This window comes from Paenibacillus sp. E194 (assembly GCF_000935845.1).
Lineage (GTDB): Bacteria > Bacillota > Bacilli > Paenibacillales > Paenibacillaceae > Paenibacillus_B > Paenibacillus_B alvei_B.
Genome location: NZ_JMDX01000044.1, coordinates 14,190 through 32,741, shown reverse-complemented (window position 1 = coordinate 32,741; position 18,552 = coordinate 14,190). Strand labels below are relative to the sequence as shown.

The window sequence follows — 18,552 nt, the reverse complement described above, 5'->3', positions numbered from 1 at the left end:
ATATTGGCTTATTCTAATCTCTTGTTCCATATCCCAGCCCTGTGCAATGGCATCGCGCAGCTCTGATAGATTGCCTTCATTAATGTGTCTGACAAGATCAGGCAGCGATGTATCGGTTCCAATGTCATTTAGCTTAAACATCTCAACAACTCCAATCATGTGAGGAATCTACAACAGTTATTCATTGACCGAATAGGTTGATGCTATTAATTCTACATAGCCATCATATCCTGTAATCATATAATGCCTTAGACCAAGCCTATTTTTAGGGTCATGTTTGCTTACGTTTTCCAGTAAGTATTTTGAATTTACCACTTCATAAAAACCTAAATGATGATTCTGTATAAACTACCTTTAGGTCAGTGGTGGATATTTTGAATTCGGGCATTACAGGTTTTAAAATTAACATACTTTTAAATCCTCGCACTATATAATTTCTCAACGATTTCTATCAACATTCAACTTCATTAATTACACCAGATTACTCCAAAAAGTTCAATCGCTAAAATAGCGGTTGTATCTAAATGTAGATTTTAGTGGGTGGGTATGCTACCGTATTTGCAGTACAGACAGGAGGTTTTAGATGATGAAGGATATACCTAACAGTGTATGGGTTGATATCGTGCTTGTTAAGTTGCCACCTGATGGCTTGAAGGGATTGATACATCTTAGAGAAGCCTTGCAACTCACCACGAATGCAACACATTTATACCAACAATCTAAGTCATTGCCATATACGCTTATGGAAAAGGTGTACTTTGGTACAGCCGACTATTTAATTAAGCGACTAAAGAACCCAGAGATCCTTCAAATCATCGAAAGGGATGATAGGGAGGAAGTAATATCCGTTGAAGCTCGGATCCCCGAGGAAGCCAAACAGATTCCAGAATTGCCGAAGCAACTAGTAGAATTTATAAATCTTGATATCTGCTTTGATTATATAGGAATGCTTCCAGCATATTACGCAGACATAAATGATTTTAATAAAATACAGGAAGGCTATCGCTTTAACTCTCTCTCAGGGGAATTTCTCGTTTCAGATAAAAACAGCGATTGGCAGGATGGCTGGTATGTTTTCGCGGTGAACACGATGGATGATCCTTTTTATATTGACTTTACTCAAAAAGATATTGGCTTTCCTGTCTACTATTCCTATCACGGAACGGGAAAGTGGGTTCCGATTAAAATTGCAGATACGTTAGAACAATTTGAACAGATATTGAGAGTACTCAAAAGTAAAGATGTAGAGGTTCCCTTTGATTTAATCGAACTGCCTTTAGAAATTGATTTGAATAATGAATTTTGGGATGAAGTGAACGGAACGTGTAAGGAACTGGATCAGTATTAAGGGCATATATTTACATTCACATACACCTAATAAGCAGTATGGCGTAGGTAGTTCAATTTTAGCGAACGGCAATAATTATATTTTGCGTGGCGACGTTTGTGTTACGCCTTGTTTTGGATGTTTTGGGCGAACGCAAAGAATGCTTGTGAAAAGGGGTACCTAGATGAGTTATTTTACTGAAGCTGATTTTAAAAACTTATGGAAGAGGGAAGAAACAGCGTATTTTACCCTGCCACTGCCATCCGATGAAGAATTAGCAGCGTTGGAGCAACGGCTGGGCGTTAAACTGCCCGCCTCTTACATTGAGTTTGTGTCCGCATCGCAAAATGGTGGATTACTTAAACGCAATGGCTTTCCTATTCATAATGCATCCGGCAATGCGATTCGGCATGTAAAAATTGATTATATTAATGCAACCGGTCGCCGTCCTGGAGATGAAAGTCTTCCAACGCACTATGCCGGACACAAGGCGCGTGATATGCCCCAACTCTTCTATGACATTCCAAATCTATTGGAAATTGGCGGCATTTTGGGTGCCCCATATTATGATTTCTTTGTTTTGAACTATTTGGAGTGTGGGACAAGCGGGGAGCCGTCTGTTGCTTTCATTACTCGAAAAGTTCGGTGTGGCAAAAACGGCGAACCTGTCGACGGAATAGAGGACTGGCGGAATATAAACGAAACATATTATTGGGAAGTGACAACCGTTGCTCCTACATTTGATGCATTTATCAAAGAACTTATCGTTATGCCCAAACTGCCCGCCTTTGACTTTGCAGCATTAAAAGCACCATTGAAACAAGCCGCACAAAAATCATTCCGCGAAATAATAAAAGCGCATGGACATGAAGTAATCATCTCTTTTGGACTATACGTTGATGATGAAGGCTCTATGGTAGCGGACGCGGCAAATACAAAAGCACATTTAGAAAAACTTGTGACTGAAGATCCCTCAGATAAGGATTATTTTGCTTACGCTACTAACGAATGGCGTTATGAAGGCACAGATTTTACCCTCGATTTATTCGAGCCGATATGCAACGAACTTGCCATGTACAGTGCGGTTTTGGGATCAGATGGCAAAATGAAACGTTTCCGCGATAAGTTGCTTGATCTTTGTACGGAGGTGTTGGCGGAATTAAAAGCAGAGGATTTCTTTGCCAAAGAATATAATTCACCAGTCTTGCTTAGTGTAGGCGCTTCAAACGGCGATGTTTCTACTGCAAGAAGGAAAAAGATTCGCGCACTTTTGGCATAGCACTTGAAATAGTTCAACTTTTCGCAAATCTATTTAGGTCGTTGAAATTTTAAACAGTAGAATCAATAAAATTCAGACAAGCCCGAGCAATGCGCTCAGGCTTGTTTTTTTGCCAAATCCCGAAAAAACCCCTTCAAAAACAGTCCAAAAAATTACGATGCAAATAGTTATAATCGCTTTATCAGAATGAGAGTATACTTCCTTTTGGAGGTAAAGTACACTTGAGAAAGGAAGTTCATGGTAGTCTAAAGCGAATGCAGAGGATAATATCTGATTTCTTATGATGGAGGTACCTATGACGGTTAAACGAATCGTTGCCAATATAGATATAGCCGCGTCGAATCTATCGGAAGCTAAGCGTTTCTACGAGGAAATATTGGGGCTTGATCTCATGATGGATCATGGCTGGATCGCAACTTATGGTTCTAACGACCAAATGAGCATCCAGATAAGCATTGCTTCGCAAGGAGGTTCAGATACGCCTGTGCCGGATATGTCGATAGAAGTAGATGATGTCGATGTTGTTCTGATGAACATGGAGCGTGCTGGTTTCCCGATTGAATACGGGCCTGCAGATGAGCCTTGGGGAGTGAGGCGCTTCTATGTGCGAGATCCTTTCGGGAAGCTTGTAAATATTTTGGCACATACGGATCATTCGTGATTGAGGTAGCAATGGAAAGATTCGTGTGCATAATTGCATACAGGTAGCAAAAGAGCGATAACATCGGAGAGGAATGAGCTTGCAATGCAGTGCGAGATGCGACAAAAATATCATGTGTTAGCCAGAGGCATTATGTTATCAGGGGAATACCTGCTAGTGGCACATTGCATTGGGATGGACAATACATTTCTGCCAGGTGGACATGTTGAATTTCGGGAAGGAATGCAGGAGTCGCTGTCTCGTGAAATATTCGAAGAACTGGGCCTACAGTGTGAAGTGAAGCAGTATATTGGTGCGGTTGAAGCGGGTTATGAAGACAACAATGTTTATCATCAGGAAATCAATCATTTATTTATTGCAGATGCGCAGGGCATTGAACATTCTTGGAACCCGGAATCGAAGGAACAACATTTAGAATTTTATTGGATTCATGTCAATGAGATGGACGAGCATAATCTGCTCCCGTATTCCTGTTCGGGAAGCGATTACACATTATAAGAAGGGCAATCGAACTCCCTTCTGGGGGAGCGACATTGTATCATCAGGGGAGTGTTGACCAGAATGACAGAGTTTACAATTGATTGTGGCGACATATTACTGCGTGAGTATCGAATGGAAGATGTGGATGCTATATGTGCATTAACGCAGCAGCCTGCTATTTTGGAATTTTTGCCGGATTGGAACGCAACGAAGGAGCAAAGGTTGGATTGGATGGCCAACTACGAGTTGGTAGAGAATAAGCAATTTCTGCAGGCGGTTGCAGAAGACGGACATATTGGTGATCTTTGCCTACGCTTAGGAATTGTGCTGAAGGAGACAGGTGCGTTTATAGGCTGGTGCGTAACAGGGATGAAGGATGAATTACCGTCTCCGAATCGGGAAATTGCGTATGCCATCTCTCAAGATTATTCCGGGAAGGGATATATGACGCAGGCGGCACGAGCGCTTGTCGCCTATTTGTTCGAGAATACGGATGTAAATGAGCTGAATGCTGTTGCGCTGCTGAACAATATACCCTCAAATAAAGTGATTCAAAAGTGTGGATTTGAGCAGCAAGGTGAAATTGTAATTGACGGACAGCCGCATTTCTATTACAAGCTGCGCAAGTCTGAATGGCCTGGGAAGTAGAAGTGAGTTCCTATCTTCCATATCGGAGAGTTATTTATATAGGTGGAGTTGAAAGATATGCAACATGATCAACAAGTGTCAATGATAGTGGATGAATTGGTGGAACAAGGGCTGATAGACGGTCAACACCTTCAACTCAAGAAGATGAAGGGAACAACCGAAGGGGTCGTCTATATTTTATCTGAGCAAGGGATACCTAAATTCACTTTAAAGATGGAATGTCGGGAGCAAATTCGCTTAGCAAAAATCGTGCTGGAGACGTATTCCCATTCTAAGTTGCTACCCGATGTGCATTACACAAATGCGAACCAGACATGCATGTTATATACCTATATTGACGGTGTTACGCATATAGAGAGGGGCTTGAAAAGGAACTGGTTGAGAACCGTAGTTGAAGAGCTTATCAACCTGTATCAGCCCTATGCGGAAGCCGATATATGGGGGAGGATTGAGCGTCCACGCTCGTCATGGCGGCAATTCTGCGAGATCGGAATAGCCGACGCGAGAACCAATGTTGGCAATGTACTGGATACGGTTGATTATGAACTGATGAAATCATTCTGCGAGGATGTGCTTCAAGCGATTGGTGAATCACCTGACCGATTCTTGCTGCATGGAGATACAGGCGTTCATAATTTTGTCTATAAGGATTTGACCATTCGAGGGGTTATTGACCCATCACCGATGGCTGGGCCCATACTCTATGACTTTTTGTATGCTTACTGTTCCTCACCGGATGATTTGACAGTAGAAATGCTGCTAGAGGCATATCAGCATCTCCGATATCAGCCAGTCGAACAATCCATTTTGTTGAAGGAAGTGATGATTCAACTGTACATACGAATCGGATTGAGTATTAAGCACCATCCGCATGATTTACCTGAATATTTGTCTGCTTGGGAGTATTGGAAGGAACAAATGGCCGGGTATGTAAAAGAAGCTGATCATTAAGAAACAGCGGACTGGGATAGAAGAATGGCATCCTTATACAGAAGGGCGTTACTGTGAATCTAACTAGTACAGTGAGCCTAGGCATGCTTGTTCATGAAGGATAGAGAATAACGACAACGAGAATAAATTGGAGGACAACAACATGGAAGCATACAGTTTGCATGAAATGGTCGTACATCATACGAAGCTAGCCATTCAAATTGCCGAAACGATGGGGCACACGCTGGACTTCAGCAGCGAGAGTATTCATCGGGTGGAGGACATATTGGATAACTATGCGAATGATTATGCAAGTCATGATGATATGATTAAGCCGCTTGATCGAGAGGTCTGGCCAATCGCAGCGATATGGGGAACCTATGTGGGCGAAGTGATGAGAATGGAACTGGGGGAACGTTGCAGCTGGGAAGTGGTAGAAGGCGGGTATTTGTTGGATGCTCAAGGAGCGAAGGCTAATCCAATCTTGAAGGCATTCAAGCGAATCGTGAATGGCCCTGAAGATAATATCTTCTCGTTCTATGACATTATTGGGAAGAAGATGCGCGAACACTTGAATTAAATACAAGAGCAAAAATAGTGAAAGGATAATCTTATGGGGTATCACATCCAAGATAAATTGGTAGTGGCTGTAGCGTCGAGTGCGTTGTTTGATTTGACAGAATCAGATGCTGTTTTTCAGGAACATGGTGAAGAAGAATATCGGAAGTATCAGCGAGAGAATGAGAAGCGGGTGCTGGATAAAGGTGTGGCTTTCCCACTTATTAAAAGATTGCTCGGTCTGAACGGTGCGGATATCGGCGATCAAGCAGTAGAGGTCGTTCTGTTATCCCGCAATGATCCGGATACGGGTCTGCGCGTATTCAAATCGATAGAGCATTATGGTCTGCCTATTACGCGGGCGGTGTTCGTCACAGGAAATAATCCGTTTGTATATATGGATGCTTTTAATGCGTCGCTCTTCTTGTCCGGCAATAAGGATGATGTGAAGCAAGCCGTTGAGTTGGGATTGCCAGCGGGCTGCGTGTATCCAACTGATTTTGTTGATGATGACGAGGATGAAGAGCTTCGCATTGCCTTTGATTTCGACGGGATTATTGCAGATGATTCGGCAGAGGCTGTATATGAAAAGGGAGCAATTGAGCAGTTTCACCAGCATGAGCGGTTGAAGGCGGGAGAACCGCTTCCAGCCGGGCCGCTTCAGCGTTTCTTTCTCGAAATATCCAAGCTGCAGCGAAGAGAGATCAATCGTAGAATCGAGAATCCAGATTACCGACCGAAAATAAGAGTCGCCATCGCAACGGCGCGGAATGCGCCTGCGCATGAACGGGTGATTTCAACACTGAGAAAGCTGGATATCCGGATTGATGAAGCCTTTTTCTTAGGCGGAGTGGATAAGGAGCGGGTATTGAAAATATTTAAACCGCACATTTTTTTCGATGACCAGGTCGGTCATATTGAGGGGGTTGCGACAATCGCGCCTTCCGTACACGTCCCGTTCGGAGTAAGAAATGTTGAGGCAGGCGAGACGCGATAGAGCAGAGAACATGTATCCAATCTCTCAACAGAAGGGACTGAGATGTAGTGATGCAGAGCAGCGTAATCAAACATACTCATCTTGGCGTATATGGTGTCGTTATGAGAAATAATGAAATCCTGCTGATCAAAAAAGCAAGAGGCCCGCATACAGGGAAATGGGATCTTCCGGGAGGAAGAATCGAGTTCGGTGAAGAGCCCTATGCAGCGCTGCTGCGGGAAATAGAAGAGGAAACAGGAATCGTGAATTGTTCGGGAATGATACGAATCGCGCTCTCATACAACCTCATATATCCCTATGCCGAGGATACGCTAGAAGAACTCCACCATATCGGCATCACTTACAATGTTGACATGCCTAATGATCATGAATTGAGAGTGGGCGGAGATGGACAGGATTCACTTGGTGCTTGTTGGATTGCCATTGAAGATTCAAAGCATAAAGTCACCCCATTTATTTCTTTATTGTTCGAGCTTGATTCTGAAATTTGAATGGAAATTAACGAACATTTGTCTTTCCTATCATGATGTAGTATAGTTAAGATCTGGGATCGGTAAAATTGGAGATGTGATTTCTAACCCTTTTGATCCGTTTTTGAATAGCTGCATAGTCTTACTTCAACCCACCTTTCGCTATTTGCTAGATGTGGGTTGTTTCGCATCCTATACTTGGAAGAATAAAAGGTTGAACATAATACGAGGTGACGATAATGGAGAATATGATCATCAAGCAACATCACCATAGCTCAAGAATATCTGATTTGCCCAGCGACATCTGAACATTTTGAGGCGATGCTGGGCATATTTCTGGAGACGGCAGATTGGCTGCGCAGTAAGGGAATAAGACAATGGGGACATTTCCTTGACGGATACAGCAGAGATGATATTACAGCGAGCATTGACAGTGGTTCTGCTTATGTCGTCTTGCAAGGAGATACTGTGATTGGCACGGTTTGTGTGCTCATGGAACCAGAAGAGTGGGATCTTCATATTTGGCCTAATACCGACCTAGGGGATTCTGTAATGATTCATCGATTGGCACTGTCGCGAGACTATGCCGGGAAGGGGATCGGCAAGCATATCGTAACGTGGGTAGAGAATGGCTTGCAATTTCCTTCTGCGAAGAAGTATATCCGGCTGATTGCGTTGGTGATAATGAGAAGTTGAATGCGTATTACGTGACACAAGGCCTTGAGAAGGTAGGGAGTACAGACGGTCATAGCAAATATCAAAAGGAAATTGGAGTTGTACTTTCATAAACAAATAACTCAAATTAAAACAAAATCAGCTGGGATCGACTCGGTCGGTACAAACTATCACGAGCAAGCCTCAAAGTGAGACGGTTTCACCTTTCGAAAGGTATGGAAGGCATATCGACTGAATGGCCGTGCTATTTATACGGAATAAGTTACGACAGTTATTACAACTGGATCCTATTGTGTCTACATGTCATTAACTAACTTGAGGGGATCGATGTACTATGATTCGTGTATTGGCTGTGACGGAACAGTTAGAATTGAAAAGAGATATAACCTTAGAGGAGCTTAAGCATATACAAGCAAAGTGGTACTGGGTGGACTTCAATGAACCTTCGCCTGAGGAAGCGTTGCTGCTGGAGCAGTATTTTCATTTTCACCCGCTAGCAGTTGAAGATTGCTTGCATCATTTGCTGCAGCGCCCGAAAGTTGATCATTATGAAAACACTCATTTTTTTGTTCTGCACTCATTCCACCCTCAAACGTTTGCGGCGGAAGAAGTGGATTTATTTTGGGGAGACAATTTCATTGTAACGTTTCATTTGAATCCTTCACAGGAAATCGACGACGCATGGAATCGCATTGCTGAGAAGCAGCAGCTGTTCGAAGCTGGCCATGTGTATGCGGCTCATTTGGTTATCGATAAGTTAGTCGATCAATATTTCCCTGCGGCCTATCAGCTTGAAGATCAATTGTCTGATATTGAAACAAATGAGGGGAAAGACTCTATCCAAAGCGTGATGGACGGCATATTTGAAATCAGATCCAAGCTGTTAAAACTGCGAAAAACGATATTGCCGATGCGGGAATTGATGTACCGAATCATTAATTCTGAACGCATCGAAGGCGTAAAGACCAACATGCTCTACTTCACAGATATTTATGACCATTTGCTGAAGCTCTCCGAAATGATCGAATCGAACCGTGAGATGACTGCTGATATGAGAGACAGCTATATGTCTTTAAACTCCAATCGAATGAATACGATCATGAAGACATTGACAGTCATAACGACTATTTTTATGCCTCTAACTTTCATAGTTGGGATATACGGTATGAACTTTGATAACATGCCTGAGCTTCATTGGCAATGGGGTTATTTTATCGTTTTGGGAGTACTCGTTGGCGGCGGGATTGGAATGTATGCGTGGTTTAAAAGAAAAGGCTGGTTTGATTGAAAACTGGAGCAAGGACTTCAAGAAAATAAGAGTCGCTATATGGAGGTCGCAACAACATGAACAACATGAATACATTGAATACACCAGTTAATCTCAAGGGGGATTCGGATTGGGAGCAGGTGCGAGAGTTGCTTGCATCATGTATGTACCCGAACGAAGAGAAGATCAATAGACAGGTTGTTCTCTACCGGAGCGATGAGTCCCTGTTACTGCATGGAGTTGTCATTCAAGCAGAGCTGGTCGGATTAATTGGTATGGGTGTAGGTGAGAATGGAGAAGGCGTACTGCGTCATATCGCGGTAAAGCCGCACCTTCGTGGTCAGGGAATTGGACATACGATGATCAAACATATGATGCAGATCCACAATCTTGCTAGACTTGAAGCAGAAACGGATCGAGACGCGGTTGGGTTCTATCAGAGAGCTGGCTTTGCTGTTACAAGTCTTGGTGAAAAATATCCGGGTGTGGAGCGATTTTTATGCGTGTTAAAGAGTTATTAGGTGTATAATAATGGAATAATTGATTATCAACCTCAGACCCAGTCCTACAGAAGCACGATCTTGTAAAGCTGGGTTCTTTTTATTTCTATTTCTAAAGTGTGTGCTCAGAAAGGTGATAGATTTGATGCCGAATCAGACATTAGCTGTAGAGCAATTGCGTATAACAGATACTCAGGGATTGATAGACCTATCCGCTTCGATTGGTTGGGATTATGATGAACGGGATATTCAGACGATTATGTCATCTGGCACGGTATGGGGACATCGCAATGAGCAAGGCGACATTATTTCAAGCGCTGCTATTCTTACCTACAAGCCTGGATTGTCTACCATTGGTATGGTTATCGTTGATCAACGCTATAGAGGGATGGGCTTAGGGAAGACGGTTGTTCAAGCTTGTATGGACGCTGTAGATAACAGCGACACCATTATGCTGATTGCAACGGAAGAAGGCCGGCCTTTGTATGAAAGCATGGGATATCATACCGTATCCTACGTCAATAAGCTTGTATGTTCTAGCTACAATTCCATATTATCTAATCAGAGTGATTCTGTCTCTGAAATGCATACCATGCCGCTAGGGTTGGAACACTTCCCCGAGATTCGTGAGCTGGATCAGTTGGCCATTGGAGCAGACAGAGAGACATTCCTATCTGCTCGCTGGAAACAGGCGAAGCAGGGGGTAGTTGTACTGGATAACGAAGGTACTCTGATCGGGTATGGATTTGCCGTTCAAGGCCCGAAGTATCTCGTTCTTGGACCAGTGGTAGCTGTACAGCAGGAAGCGGCATCAGCCATGATTCATTATTTGGCCGGAGATAACCGGGGCAAGCTGATTCGTATTGATGTTCCAGAGGAACAACCTGAATTTATCGAGCTGTTGATGCAGGCTGGTTTTGAGAGAGAGACCCATCCTCCGGTGATGATTAAGAATGCACAACAGCTGCCGGCAAGAAATCATACGCTATACGGGATTGCGGCGCAAATATTTGGATAACGGGTGGTATGAACATGGAATGGTCAGTTCTTATTTTATCGTTTTTCTTCTTAGCTACACTCGTCAGAATTGAAATAAACACGAAGAAGAAGCTTGATAATGATAAGAAAGTAATGAAACAGCTTCAGGATATCGTTGATGAGTTAAAGAAAATGAATAATTGAAGGAGGAAGCGAGATGATAGCAACTTTTCCTAGGTTAAAACGGACAGAATGATTCTACGGCAGCTCAGGTCGGAGGATGCGGCCAATCTATTCGAGAACTTCTCAACGGACGAAGTAACGCAGTATTATAACTTGGATAATTTCGTGGCGATTGAACAAGCCGAACAATTAATAGAGAGATGGAACCAACGATTCGAGGAAGGACAGAGCATTCGCTGGGGAATTGCACTTCGATCGGAGGATAGAATCATTGGGACTTGCGGCTATCACAACTGGCGGAGAGCAGATTGCAAAGCCGAGATCGGATACGAATTGAATCCAAACCATTGGAGTAAGGGCCTGATGACGGAAGCATTGAACCGCATAGTCGCATTTGGATTTGAAGAGATGCAATTAAATCGAATCGAAGCCTATGTGTTTGAGACAAATACGGCTTCCCAAAAACTGCTTGAGAAGTCCGGATTCCACCAAGAAGGATTGCTGCAGGAGTGCTATCGCAAAAATGACAGTTTTATAGATGCTATTCTATTTGCCAGGCTTCAAAAGGATTATGCAGAAAACGGATAAAAGATGAAGTGAAACTGTGCACTCCGCACTCGCATGTTGTACACGAATCAGTTATGCGGAGAAGTGAGAACAATGAAGTTAGTGTGTACAATTCGGTCAGGTAGGTGTTGTGCATGAAGAAAATAATATCGATTGTGGTTGTTGTCTTGCTGTTGTCTTTTGTGTTTTTCGTCTATACGGAAATGGAAGGATTACCTTGGAAACATGCTGAAGTAAAGCGGAAGGCAATCGATTATATGAAACAAAAGTACAATATGGATGTTGCAGCGGCAGGAAGTTCTTATAATTTTAAATTTAAAGTATATACGGCGAAAGTATATAACGTAAAGGATTCGAACAAAGCGATCATTCGTGTGGACGATGAAAGTGACTTCGACGACGAGGGCAACTATGTTGGAAAGCGATTGCAAGACGATTATACCCTTGTGTATTGGTCTGAATCTATTCGTGATGGACTGCAGGCAAAATATCCCGATCTGTTCAAGCTTCAAGATATTGATACGATTCAGATTGAATACGCATATTACACGTTATCACTTACTGAAGGGCTTAGCGGTGATCAGGATCAGAACGGGGTGCACATTCCGGTAAAGCCCAAGGATGTTCCTGAATTGTATATTCGGTTGAAGAGTGTCGATATAGGCGACCATGTGTTGGAGCAATTGCGAGAGGTAATCAATGATATGGTGAGAACCTCTCAACCAATGGGTGTCTTCGTTAGGGCAGCTGAGGATAAAAGGACTCAAAAAAATGAAATGTCAAAGACCGAAATGCTTCATCTAGAGCACGATCAACTCAAGCCTATCCAATCCATTGAGGATTTGAAGAAGAACATAAAGCTCCTGTAAGGGAACGCAGAGCTGTCTCAACTGTCATTACGCTAATGACATGGAGGCAGCTCTTTTTTTGTTGCAGTAGGACTAGGCCGTACGCGAGTCATAGTGAAGCAGACGTTGACATACGTTAACAATGACATTTCTAGGTCGGATTCACGATAACGAAGCGTATCGATTTCAATGAAATATAGGTGTTTGTGGGAAAGGAGGATTGTTTATGTCTAAGCAAGAACAGGGGGTACTTGCTATCGGCTCGGGATCCATGCTGGATTCATTGGTAAAAACCTGGCATGAAGCGGGAGACTTCACACTGACGGTTTGCACAACTGACACGGAAACTCCCGATCATGTTGCGTTTACGGTATATCAGGAGCCTAACGAAGAGGGAAGATTGACCTCAAATGTCACGATGAAAGCTGAACGGAGAGATCTCAAACAAGATTGGTGCAGTATTATTCGACCATACCGTTTTATCCTATACGCTGCTCAGCTTGAGAATTTGGCTGAATGGAGAGACCTTCAGGATGCATGTGAATTGGAGGGGAAACCTCTTCTGCCTGCGATAACCTTACGTGGGGTTGGATTAGTTGGGCCATTGTTAGATGTGGACGGATCAGCACGACCAGAAGCGGTGTGGCGGAGCCTGCATCCGACCGTGTTCCGAAGCGAGAATGAGCAACAGAGCTACTCGTTCTCGGCACTTCATATTCTTACAAATCTGGTTGTGCATGAATATCATCGGGAAGTGTCCGCGGGAAGAGAAGGAAATTGTAGAGATCAATGCTATATTCTTGATCCGAATAGCTTAACAGGGAGCTGGTATTCCATTCGTTCACATCTCTTCGATGTTGAACGAGGGAGTAAGGCGGCTTGCCGTATATCTGCAGTGGATGAAGTCATCACAGCAAGTAATGAGCGAATGAATGAATCAGATTGGTATACCAGCTTCGCAGATATGACTTCCTCTTCAATTGGAATTTTTCACAAATGGGAAGAAGCGGGAATTGTGCAGCTTCCTCTTGCACAATGCATGGTGCAGCCGATTGATCCGGCATCTGAATCATTTGTCAGAATACTGCCAGCAATCATGTGCAGTGGATTGACACATGAAGAGGCTCGGCGCGAGTCGGGACTGGCAGGATTGGAAGCGTATGCGGCACGTTTATTACCGTTTCTGTTCCCTGTATCGGGGAATGACCATGTGGCTGCTATCGGTGTAGGTGCAGGTTGTGAGGCAGCTGAAGCTGTTGGACGGGGAATTAGGGCATACTTGACGAAACGATTGCAGGATCGTATTGACCACAGCCGACACGGGACGAGTCAAATGATCGTAACGCGACTGCGATATGAACATGTAGCAGACAGCCGTTGTCAGTATTATTTGCAATCGCTATGTATCATGGGAGATGAGTCTATTATTGCGGCGGGGGAGCCGCTGCTAGGTTATCCGGTAGTATGGGTCTATTCGAGGGATAATTGGTATGGAAGTGTGGATGTAGATTTCACAATTGCGCTGCGCCATTCCCTTCAGAAGGCGCTAAATCAGGTTGAGGGGCATACGTCCGATCTATTTCTAGTTCAATGCGAAGAAGATAATTCAATGAACACGGTCGCGATCCCTCCTATTCCCTATCCGTTCACATCTGCTTATTGGATAGCAACGGTGGAAAGAGTATTGGAGAAGCACAAGAAGGACGATTCATGCTTCGAAATATATGATTTGCACAGCAGTTCTTTCCTTGGTACAGAGGCATTCTTCGTATGTGGAGTGCGGCTCAGAGAGGAGGGCTCTACGTGAACACTGTCCTGGTGATTGGAGAGGGATTACTTGCGGATGTCGTATATGCGCAGTTAATGAATCAGTGCGATTACAATGTAACAAGATTGACGAATCACAGTGAAGTCGTTCCAAGTACAAGTATTAGCATCGCATTGGTGCTTCAGGATCAAGAAAACCTTGGCTTGCTGTTGGATGTGAATGAGAAGCTTCAGCAAGCGGGAATTCCGTGGATATCGGCTTATTTGAGTGAGGGGGAAGGGTTCGTCGGTCCGCTGAATTGGCCAGGTGCATCCGGATGCTTCCAATGTGCAGACATTAGAATGTCGATAGCGGGCAGCAACACCAATGCAACTGATGACATACTTATGAAGTTGGTTAACCCTGACTATGTCCCACGAATTGAACCGGACATTGAAGTGACAGGGAATCGATATATGGCTCAGTTACTTGTTGAGGAGACATCGAAATTCATAAGCGGACACAGACTGTGTACCGACAGTCACATTTATATGATCAACTTGCACAGCTTGAACTGTACGCGGCATTATATTCTTCCTTATGGTGCTTGTCCAGTATGCGGCCAGCTAGAAGAAGATTCGTCGGAAGCAGCGAGTATTGTGCTTAAACCATCTCCCAAGCTGGATAATAGCTATCGGTGTCGTTCCATGAATGAACTACAGGGGGTTCTGTTCAACGACTATTGGGATCGTCGATCCGGCTTATTTAACGATATAGGGCTGCATCTTTCTTCTGTATTTGCGGATGCAGTCGTCAATCTCCCACTCGGCTATTACGATGAGGTGACAGCGGGACGTTCCCATTCGTTCACGAACAGTCAGCTTGCTGCCATATTAGAGGGATTGGAACGTTATTGCGGCATCACCCCCCGCGGTAAACGTCCAGTTGTGTTCGATAGTTATAACCAACTGATGGAAGTTGCTATGGATCCCGCTACAATAGGGCTTCATGCACAAGAACAATACGAACAGGAAGGTTTTCCGTTTGCCTCCTTTGATCCAGATACCCCTATTGAATGGGTGTGGGGTTATTCATTTTTACAGGAGCGCCCGATTCTAGTTCCTCATCTAGTAGCCTATTACAGCTTAGGGCACGAAGGGAGTTTCGTGTATGAAACCTCCAACGGTTGCGCACTAGGAGGCAGTCTGGAAGAAGCGGTGTTGTATGGCATATTTGAAGTAGTTGAACGTGATGCCTTCTTAATGACTTGGTATGCGAAGCTCCAATGTCCTAGGCTCGATCCATATTCCTCAGGGGATCAGGAGCTACTCCTCATGATTCAACGGATCAAGGCTGTCTTAGGATATGAGGTGTTGTTGTACAACATAACAACGGAGAATGGGATTCCGAGCATCTGGGCGATTGCTAGGGGGACAGCAGAACATGAAGTGAGTGTAGTCTGTTCTGCGGGAGCTCATCTTGACCCGATACGAGCAGCTAAGAGTGCTGTCCATGAACTTGCGGGGACAATCTCCATGGTTGAAAAACGTTGGAAGGAACGTGGTTCGGAAGCACTGTCTATGTTTATGGATTCGTATGAGGTACAGCAGATGGAAGATCATACTCTGCTGTACAGTTTGCCAGAAGCAGCGGAAAGGCTTCAATTTCTGTTAGAGGAGCAGCGTCCTGCCCGTTCCTTTGCCGAAGAATTTCCAACCCCAGTGGTTCTGGTCAGTACAGATGTAACAGAAGAGTTGAAGGAAGTTCTTGAAGTGTTTCGTCGATTGCAATTAGACGTGGTTGTTGTTGATCAATCGTCCAGCGAGACGCTACGCAATGGCCTACACTGCGTGAAAGTGCTGATTCCAGGCATGCTTCCAATGACTTTTGGCCACCATCTACGTCGATTAGAGGGGATTGACAGAGTGTTGGAAGTACCGATGAAACTTGGATATGTGGATCGTAAGCTTACACGTGAGGAACTGAACCCTCATCCGCACCCATTTCCGTAAAGGATGTTGAATGACAGAATGCAGTTGAAATCAATGTCTGTCCGTACATGCAGACGGAAGAAGTTAACCTTCATTCATGTAGAGGTGCTGCTGGGCTGGTATCGAATTGAACTTACTAGTAAAATAAGTAAATGACAAGAAGATTATGAGAAGCAGCGATTGCGGTTATGTCGAGTTCAAGATATCCCATCCCCATAGTGAAAGAGGTATTACGACATGCATCTATTATTAAATAAGCTCGTTCAACAAGTTGAGTTCACGGGAAATATAGAACAGAATATTCAACGGTTCCTAACCGCCAATCATTGCCCACACACGGCAGACCATAGTAGGAGTGTAGGTGCGGAAGCTGGAAGAGTTGCACGTATATATGGCGCTGATCCAGAGAGAGCGGAATTGGCAGGATGGCTGCATGATATAAGCGCCGTATTTCCTAACGAGGAACGAATTGAGGCGGCTAGGCAGCTAGGGATTGATATACTCCCCGAAGAGGAGCAATTCCCGATGATCATCCATCAGAAGCTATCCAAGGTGATGGCACGGGACATATTTGGCGTTCAGGATGCTGAAGTGCTGGATGCGGTGGGCTGCCATACTACGCTGCGAGCCGATGCCTCGCAGCTTGATCTTGTACTATTTGTTGCCGACAAGATTGCATGGGATCAGCAAGGCACTCCTCCTTATATCGAGGAATTACATCATAATCTCGCAATATCGCTGGAACATGCGGCGTTTGCTTACATTCAATATTTATGGGAGCGCAAGGACACACTGAAGGTCATCCACCCTTGGCTCGCAGATGCTTATAAACAATTGCATGTACAATTGAATGCGGAATGAAGTTGTAATGTGGAGTGGTCTGACGCAGTAGGCGTCAGACCACTTCATTTTTTGTTGACTGCAGCCGGAAATTTGAAAGGGAAATGGGGCTCCCACTTAGTTCGAATCTAGTATGAAATGGATTATCTCATGCGGCGCTGGTAGAATAAAGAATGGAAGTAGGAAATTTTTCACTGCTGCTGCTGCTGATTAAGGAAATATTGAAATAGCCACCGAAGCATATTGGGGACGGCTGGAGTTGAGGGAAAGGTGGATGGAGTAACTTGAATGTATGGGATGTATTAGGGATTGAGCCAACGGAAGATGATTCTGTCATCTCGAGCGCTTATGCGAAGAAGCTAACGCTAGAGCATCCAGAAAATGACCCACAGTGGAAAGAAATGCTGCATGAAGCCTATGAAGTAGCGCTGAAGCTAGCGCGCAAAAGGTCAGCAGCAACAGAAGCTTCTAGCATGAGGCTGAACGATCATGGTGAACGGTTGGAAAATACATATGAAAATGTGGAGAATGCAAGAGAAGAGGTTGCTGTGAGCACAGCTTATCCTTATGCCGCAAATCCGATTCAGGTATTTCTAGGCCAAGTATCTGAGCTGTATAGCAACTTCGCAAATCGCATTCAGCCTACATATTGGCAAGCCTTATTCCAGGAGAATGTGGAATGGGATATTGAGAATCATCAGTTACAAGATGAAATGGTGATGTTTCTTGAGGAGAAGCATTATTTTCCGATGGCGGTATGGGCCGTGCTAGAGAAGACTTTCCGTTTTCTAGAGCATGAGGAAGAATTAAGGGGACGCCATGCTGAGGAATTCATTGATTATATAGTCGAACAGGTCAACGGTACAGTGGAGCTGTCCTATGATTGCTTTATGGATGTAAAGATCGATTTTGATATTGACCGTTATCTCTACTTGCGTGAGATGGCTCAGTATATGCTTATGGAAGGTGAATTGGAAGAAGTAGGTGCATATTTGAGCGAAGCTCATGAATTATTCCAAGACGATCCTGACCTAGTGCTCATGCGCGGCAAATACTTCGAAGCAATCGGCGAGATGGAGCAAGCAATGGATCGCTACAATCAAGTGATTGCGATGAAACCCGATGAGTTCGAGGGACGATGGCACCGTGCACAGCTCCTGTACAAACTTGAACAATATGAAGCTGCCTTGGCGGACTGTAATCGCTTGCTGGAGATTGAGGGGAATCAGCAAGATGCGTTGATGCTGTCCATTCATTGTTATACGCAATTAGGGCAGCTGAAGGAAGCGCGTATGAAGCTCCAACAATCCAATGACATTGACAATGTTCATGACATTTTACGGTATGTTCACGGTATTAAGTTATTCAACAAATATAGATATGCACAAGAAGTGGAAGAAAAGGGACAGAGACAAGCACGCAAACAAATTTCATTATTTCTCCTCTACTACTATCTCCACTTGACTTGGCTATACCTACTCGTCTATGTTGGGCTTCAACTATTTATAAGCGTGCCTCTTGTCGTTACGGTATTATGGCTTGCAGTAATGGTGTGGAACGGTTGGAAGACGTTCAAGACTTACCGAATGATGACTACCTAGAAGGA

Annotated in this window: 20 protein-coding genes; all 20 read left to right on the top strand. The window is 44.1% G+C overall.

Annotated elements, in window-relative coordinates; all coding sequences use genetic code 11:
* Nucleotides 1-583: 583 nt before the first annotated feature.
* Complete coding sequence (locus AZ66_RS29695; protein ID WP_052648445.1) at nt 584-1,348, top strand: SMI1/KNR4 family protein; 765 nt, start codon at nt 584-586, stop codon at nt 1,346-1,348.
* A gap of 163 nt (nt 1,349-1,511) precedes the next feature.
* Nucleotides 1,512-2,606: a DUF4303 domain-containing protein gene (locus AZ66_RS08690; RefSeq protein WP_044354473.1), complete on the top strand. Its 1,095-nt coding sequence runs from the start codon at nt 1,512-1,514 to the stop codon at nt 2,604-2,606.
* Nucleotides 2,607-2,901: 295 nt separating this feature from the next.
* Nucleotides 2,902-3,267, top strand: coding sequence for a VOC family protein (locus tag AZ66_RS08685; RefSeq protein WP_021257946.1), 366 nt, complete (start codon nt 2,902-2,904; stop codon nt 3,265-3,267).
* A gap of 156 nt (nt 3,268-3,423) precedes the next feature.
* The gene (locus AZ66_RS08680; protein ID WP_231586788.1) at nt 3,424-3,765 is read left to right on the top strand and encodes an NUDIX domain-containing protein; all 342 of its coding nucleotides are present in this window, start codon (nt 3,424-3,426) and stop codon (nt 3,763-3,765) included.
* A gap of 63 nt (nt 3,766-3,828) precedes the next feature.
* Nucleotides 3,829-4,395, top strand: a complete 567-nt coding sequence (locus tag AZ66_RS08675; protein ID WP_021257944.1) for a GNAT family N-acetyltransferase — start codon at nt 3,829-3,831, stop codon at nt 4,393-4,395.
* Between the two features lie 57 nt (nt 4,396-4,452).
* On the top strand, nt 4,453-5,346 hold the full coding sequence (locus AZ66_RS08670) for a hypothetical protein (protein ID WP_044354472.1): 894 nt from the start codon (nt 4,453-4,455) through the stop codon (nt 5,344-5,346).
* Nucleotides 5,347-5,488: 142 nt separating this feature from the next.
* Nucleotides 5,489-5,905: a hypothetical protein gene (locus tag AZ66_RS08665; RefSeq protein ID WP_044354471.1), complete on the top strand. Its 417-nt coding sequence runs from the start codon at nt 5,489-5,491 to the stop codon at nt 5,903-5,905.
* Nucleotides 5,906-5,938: 33 nt separating this feature from the next.
* Nucleotides 5,939-6,880 (top strand): 5'-nucleotidase, encoded by a 942-nt coding sequence (locus AZ66_RS08660; protein ID WP_044354470.1) that lies wholly within the window; start codon nt 5,939-5,941, stop codon nt 6,878-6,880.
* A 50-nt stretch (nt 6,881-6,930) separates the two neighbouring features.
* A complete protein-coding gene (locus tag AZ66_RS08655; protein WP_044354477.1) occupies nt 6,931-7,371 on the top strand; it encodes an NUDIX hydrolase in 441 nt (146 codons plus the stop codon).
* A gap of 300 nt (nt 7,372-7,671) precedes the next feature.
* Nucleotides 7,672-8,046 (top strand): GNAT family N-acetyltransferase, encoded by a 375-nt coding sequence (locus AZ66_RS08650; RefSeq protein ID WP_052648444.1) that lies wholly within the window; start codon nt 7,672-7,674, stop codon nt 8,044-8,046.
* Between the two features lie 313 nt (nt 8,047-8,359).
* The gene (gene corA / locus AZ66_RS08645) at nt 8,360-9,313 is read left to right on the top strand and encodes a magnesium/cobalt transporter CorA (protein WP_044354469.1); all 954 of its coding nucleotides are present in this window, start codon (nt 8,360-8,362) and stop codon (nt 9,311-9,313) included.
* Nucleotides 9,314-9,369: 56 nt separating this feature from the next.
* Nucleotides 9,370-9,813, top strand: coding sequence for a GNAT family N-acetyltransferase (locus AZ66_RS08640; RefSeq protein WP_231586787.1), 444 nt, complete (start codon nt 9,370-9,372; stop codon nt 9,811-9,813).
* A 124-nt stretch (nt 9,814-9,937) separates the two neighbouring features.
* The gene (locus AZ66_RS08635) at nt 9,938-10,810 is read left to right on the top strand and encodes a GNAT family N-acetyltransferase (protein WP_044354468.1); all 873 of its coding nucleotides are present in this window, start codon (nt 9,938-9,940) and stop codon (nt 10,808-10,810) included.
* Nucleotides 10,811-10,824: 14 nt separating this feature from the next.
* Nucleotides 10,825-10,974 carry a hypothetical protein gene (locus AZ66_RS31290; protein ID WP_156159932.1) on the top strand — a complete coding sequence of 50 codons (150 nt, stop codon included), beginning with the start codon at nt 10,825-10,827 and terminating at the stop codon, nt 10,972-10,974.
* Nucleotides 10,975-11,022: 48 nt separating this feature from the next.
* Entirely contained in the window at nt 11,023-11,541 is a 519-nt protein-coding gene (locus tag AZ66_RS08630; protein ID WP_044354467.1) for a GNAT family N-acetyltransferase, read from the top strand.
* A 113-nt stretch (nt 11,542-11,654) separates the two neighbouring features.
* Entirely contained in the window at nt 11,655-12,389 is a 735-nt protein-coding gene (locus AZ66_RS08625; RefSeq protein ID WP_044354466.1) for a YfjL-like protein, read from the top strand.
* Between the two features lie 205 nt (nt 12,390-12,594).
* The gene (locus AZ66_RS08620) at nt 12,595-14,175 is read left to right on the top strand and encodes a hypothetical protein (RefSeq protein ID WP_044354465.1); all 1,581 of its coding nucleotides are present in this window, start codon (nt 12,595-12,597) and stop codon (nt 14,173-14,175) included.
* A complete protein-coding gene (locus AZ66_RS08615) occupies nt 14,172-16,127 on the top strand; it encodes a TOMM precursor leader peptide-binding protein (protein WP_197081678.1) in 1,956 nt (651 codons plus the stop codon). The genes AZ66_RS08620 and AZ66_RS08615 overlap by 4 nt, the downstream gene beginning before the upstream one ends.
* A gap of 216 nt (nt 16,128-16,343) precedes the next feature.
* Nucleotides 16,344-16,967, top strand: coding sequence for a bis(5'-nucleosyl)-tetraphosphatase (symmetrical) YqeK (gene yqeK / locus AZ66_RS08610; RefSeq protein WP_044354463.1), 624 nt, complete (start codon nt 16,344-16,346; stop codon nt 16,965-16,967).
* A 263-nt stretch (nt 16,968-17,230) separates the two neighbouring features.
* Nucleotides 17,231-18,547, top strand: coding sequence for a J domain-containing protein (locus tag AZ66_RS08605; protein WP_044354462.1), 1,317 nt, complete (start codon nt 17,231-17,233; stop codon nt 18,545-18,547).
* Nucleotides 18,548-18,552: the final 5 nt, after the last annotated feature.

Coding starts and splice junctions, on each gene's coding strand:
- AZ66_RS08625 (WP_044354466.1), top strand. CDS start 11,655: ATGAAGAAAATAATATCGATTGTGGTTGTTGTCTTGCTGTTGTCTTTT.
- yqeK (WP_044354463.1), top strand. CDS start 16,344: ATGCATCTATTATTAAATAAGCTCGTTCAACAAGTTGAGTTCACGGGA.
- AZ66_RS08690 (WP_044354473.1), top strand. CDS start 1,512: ATGAGTTATTTTACTGAAGCTGATTTTAAAAACTTATGGAAGAGGGAA.
- AZ66_RS08655 (WP_044354477.1), top strand. CDS start 6,931: ATGCAGAGCAGCGTAATCAAACATACTCATCTTGGCGTATATGGTGTC.
- AZ66_RS31290 (WP_156159932.1), top strand. CDS start 10,825: ATGGAATGGTCAGTTCTTATTTTATCGTTTTTCTTCTTAGCTACACTC.
- AZ66_RS08670 (WP_044354472.1), top strand. CDS start 4,453: ATGCAACATGATCAACAAGTGTCAATGATAGTGGATGAATTGGTGGAA.
- AZ66_RS08630 (WP_044354467.1), top strand. CDS start 11,023: ATGATTCTACGGCAGCTCAGGTCGGAGGATGCGGCCAATCTATTCGAG.
- AZ66_RS08635 (WP_044354468.1), top strand. CDS start 9,938: ATGCCGAATCAGACATTAGCTGTAGAGCAATTGCGTATAACAGATACT.
- AZ66_RS08650 (WP_052648444.1), top strand. CDS start 7,672: ATGCTGGGCATATTTCTGGAGACGGCAGATTGGCTGCGCAGTAAGGGA.
- AZ66_RS08675 (WP_021257944.1), top strand. CDS start 3,829: ATGACAGAGTTTACAATTGATTGTGGCGACATATTACTGCGTGAGTAT.
- AZ66_RS08665 (WP_044354471.1), top strand. CDS start 5,489: ATGGAAGCATACAGTTTGCATGAAATGGTCGTACATCATACGAAGCTA.
- AZ66_RS29695 (WP_052648445.1), top strand. CDS start 584: ATGATGAAGGATATACCTAACAGTGTATGGGTTGATATCGTGCTTGTT.
- AZ66_RS08685 (WP_021257946.1), top strand. CDS start 2,902: ATGACGGTTAAACGAATCGTTGCCAATATAGATATAGCCGCGTCGAAT.
- AZ66_RS08660 (WP_044354470.1), top strand. CDS start 5,939: ATGGGGTATCACATCCAAGATAAATTGGTAGTGGCTGTAGCGTCGAGT.
- AZ66_RS08640 (WP_231586787.1), top strand. CDS start 9,370: ATGAACAACATGAATACATTGAATACACCAGTTAATCTCAAGGGGGAT.
- AZ66_RS08620 (WP_044354465.1), top strand. CDS start 12,595: ATGTCTAAGCAAGAACAGGGGGTACTTGCTATCGGCTCGGGATCCATG.
- corA (WP_044354469.1), top strand. CDS start 8,360: ATGATTCGTGTATTGGCTGTGACGGAACAGTTAGAATTGAAAAGAGAT.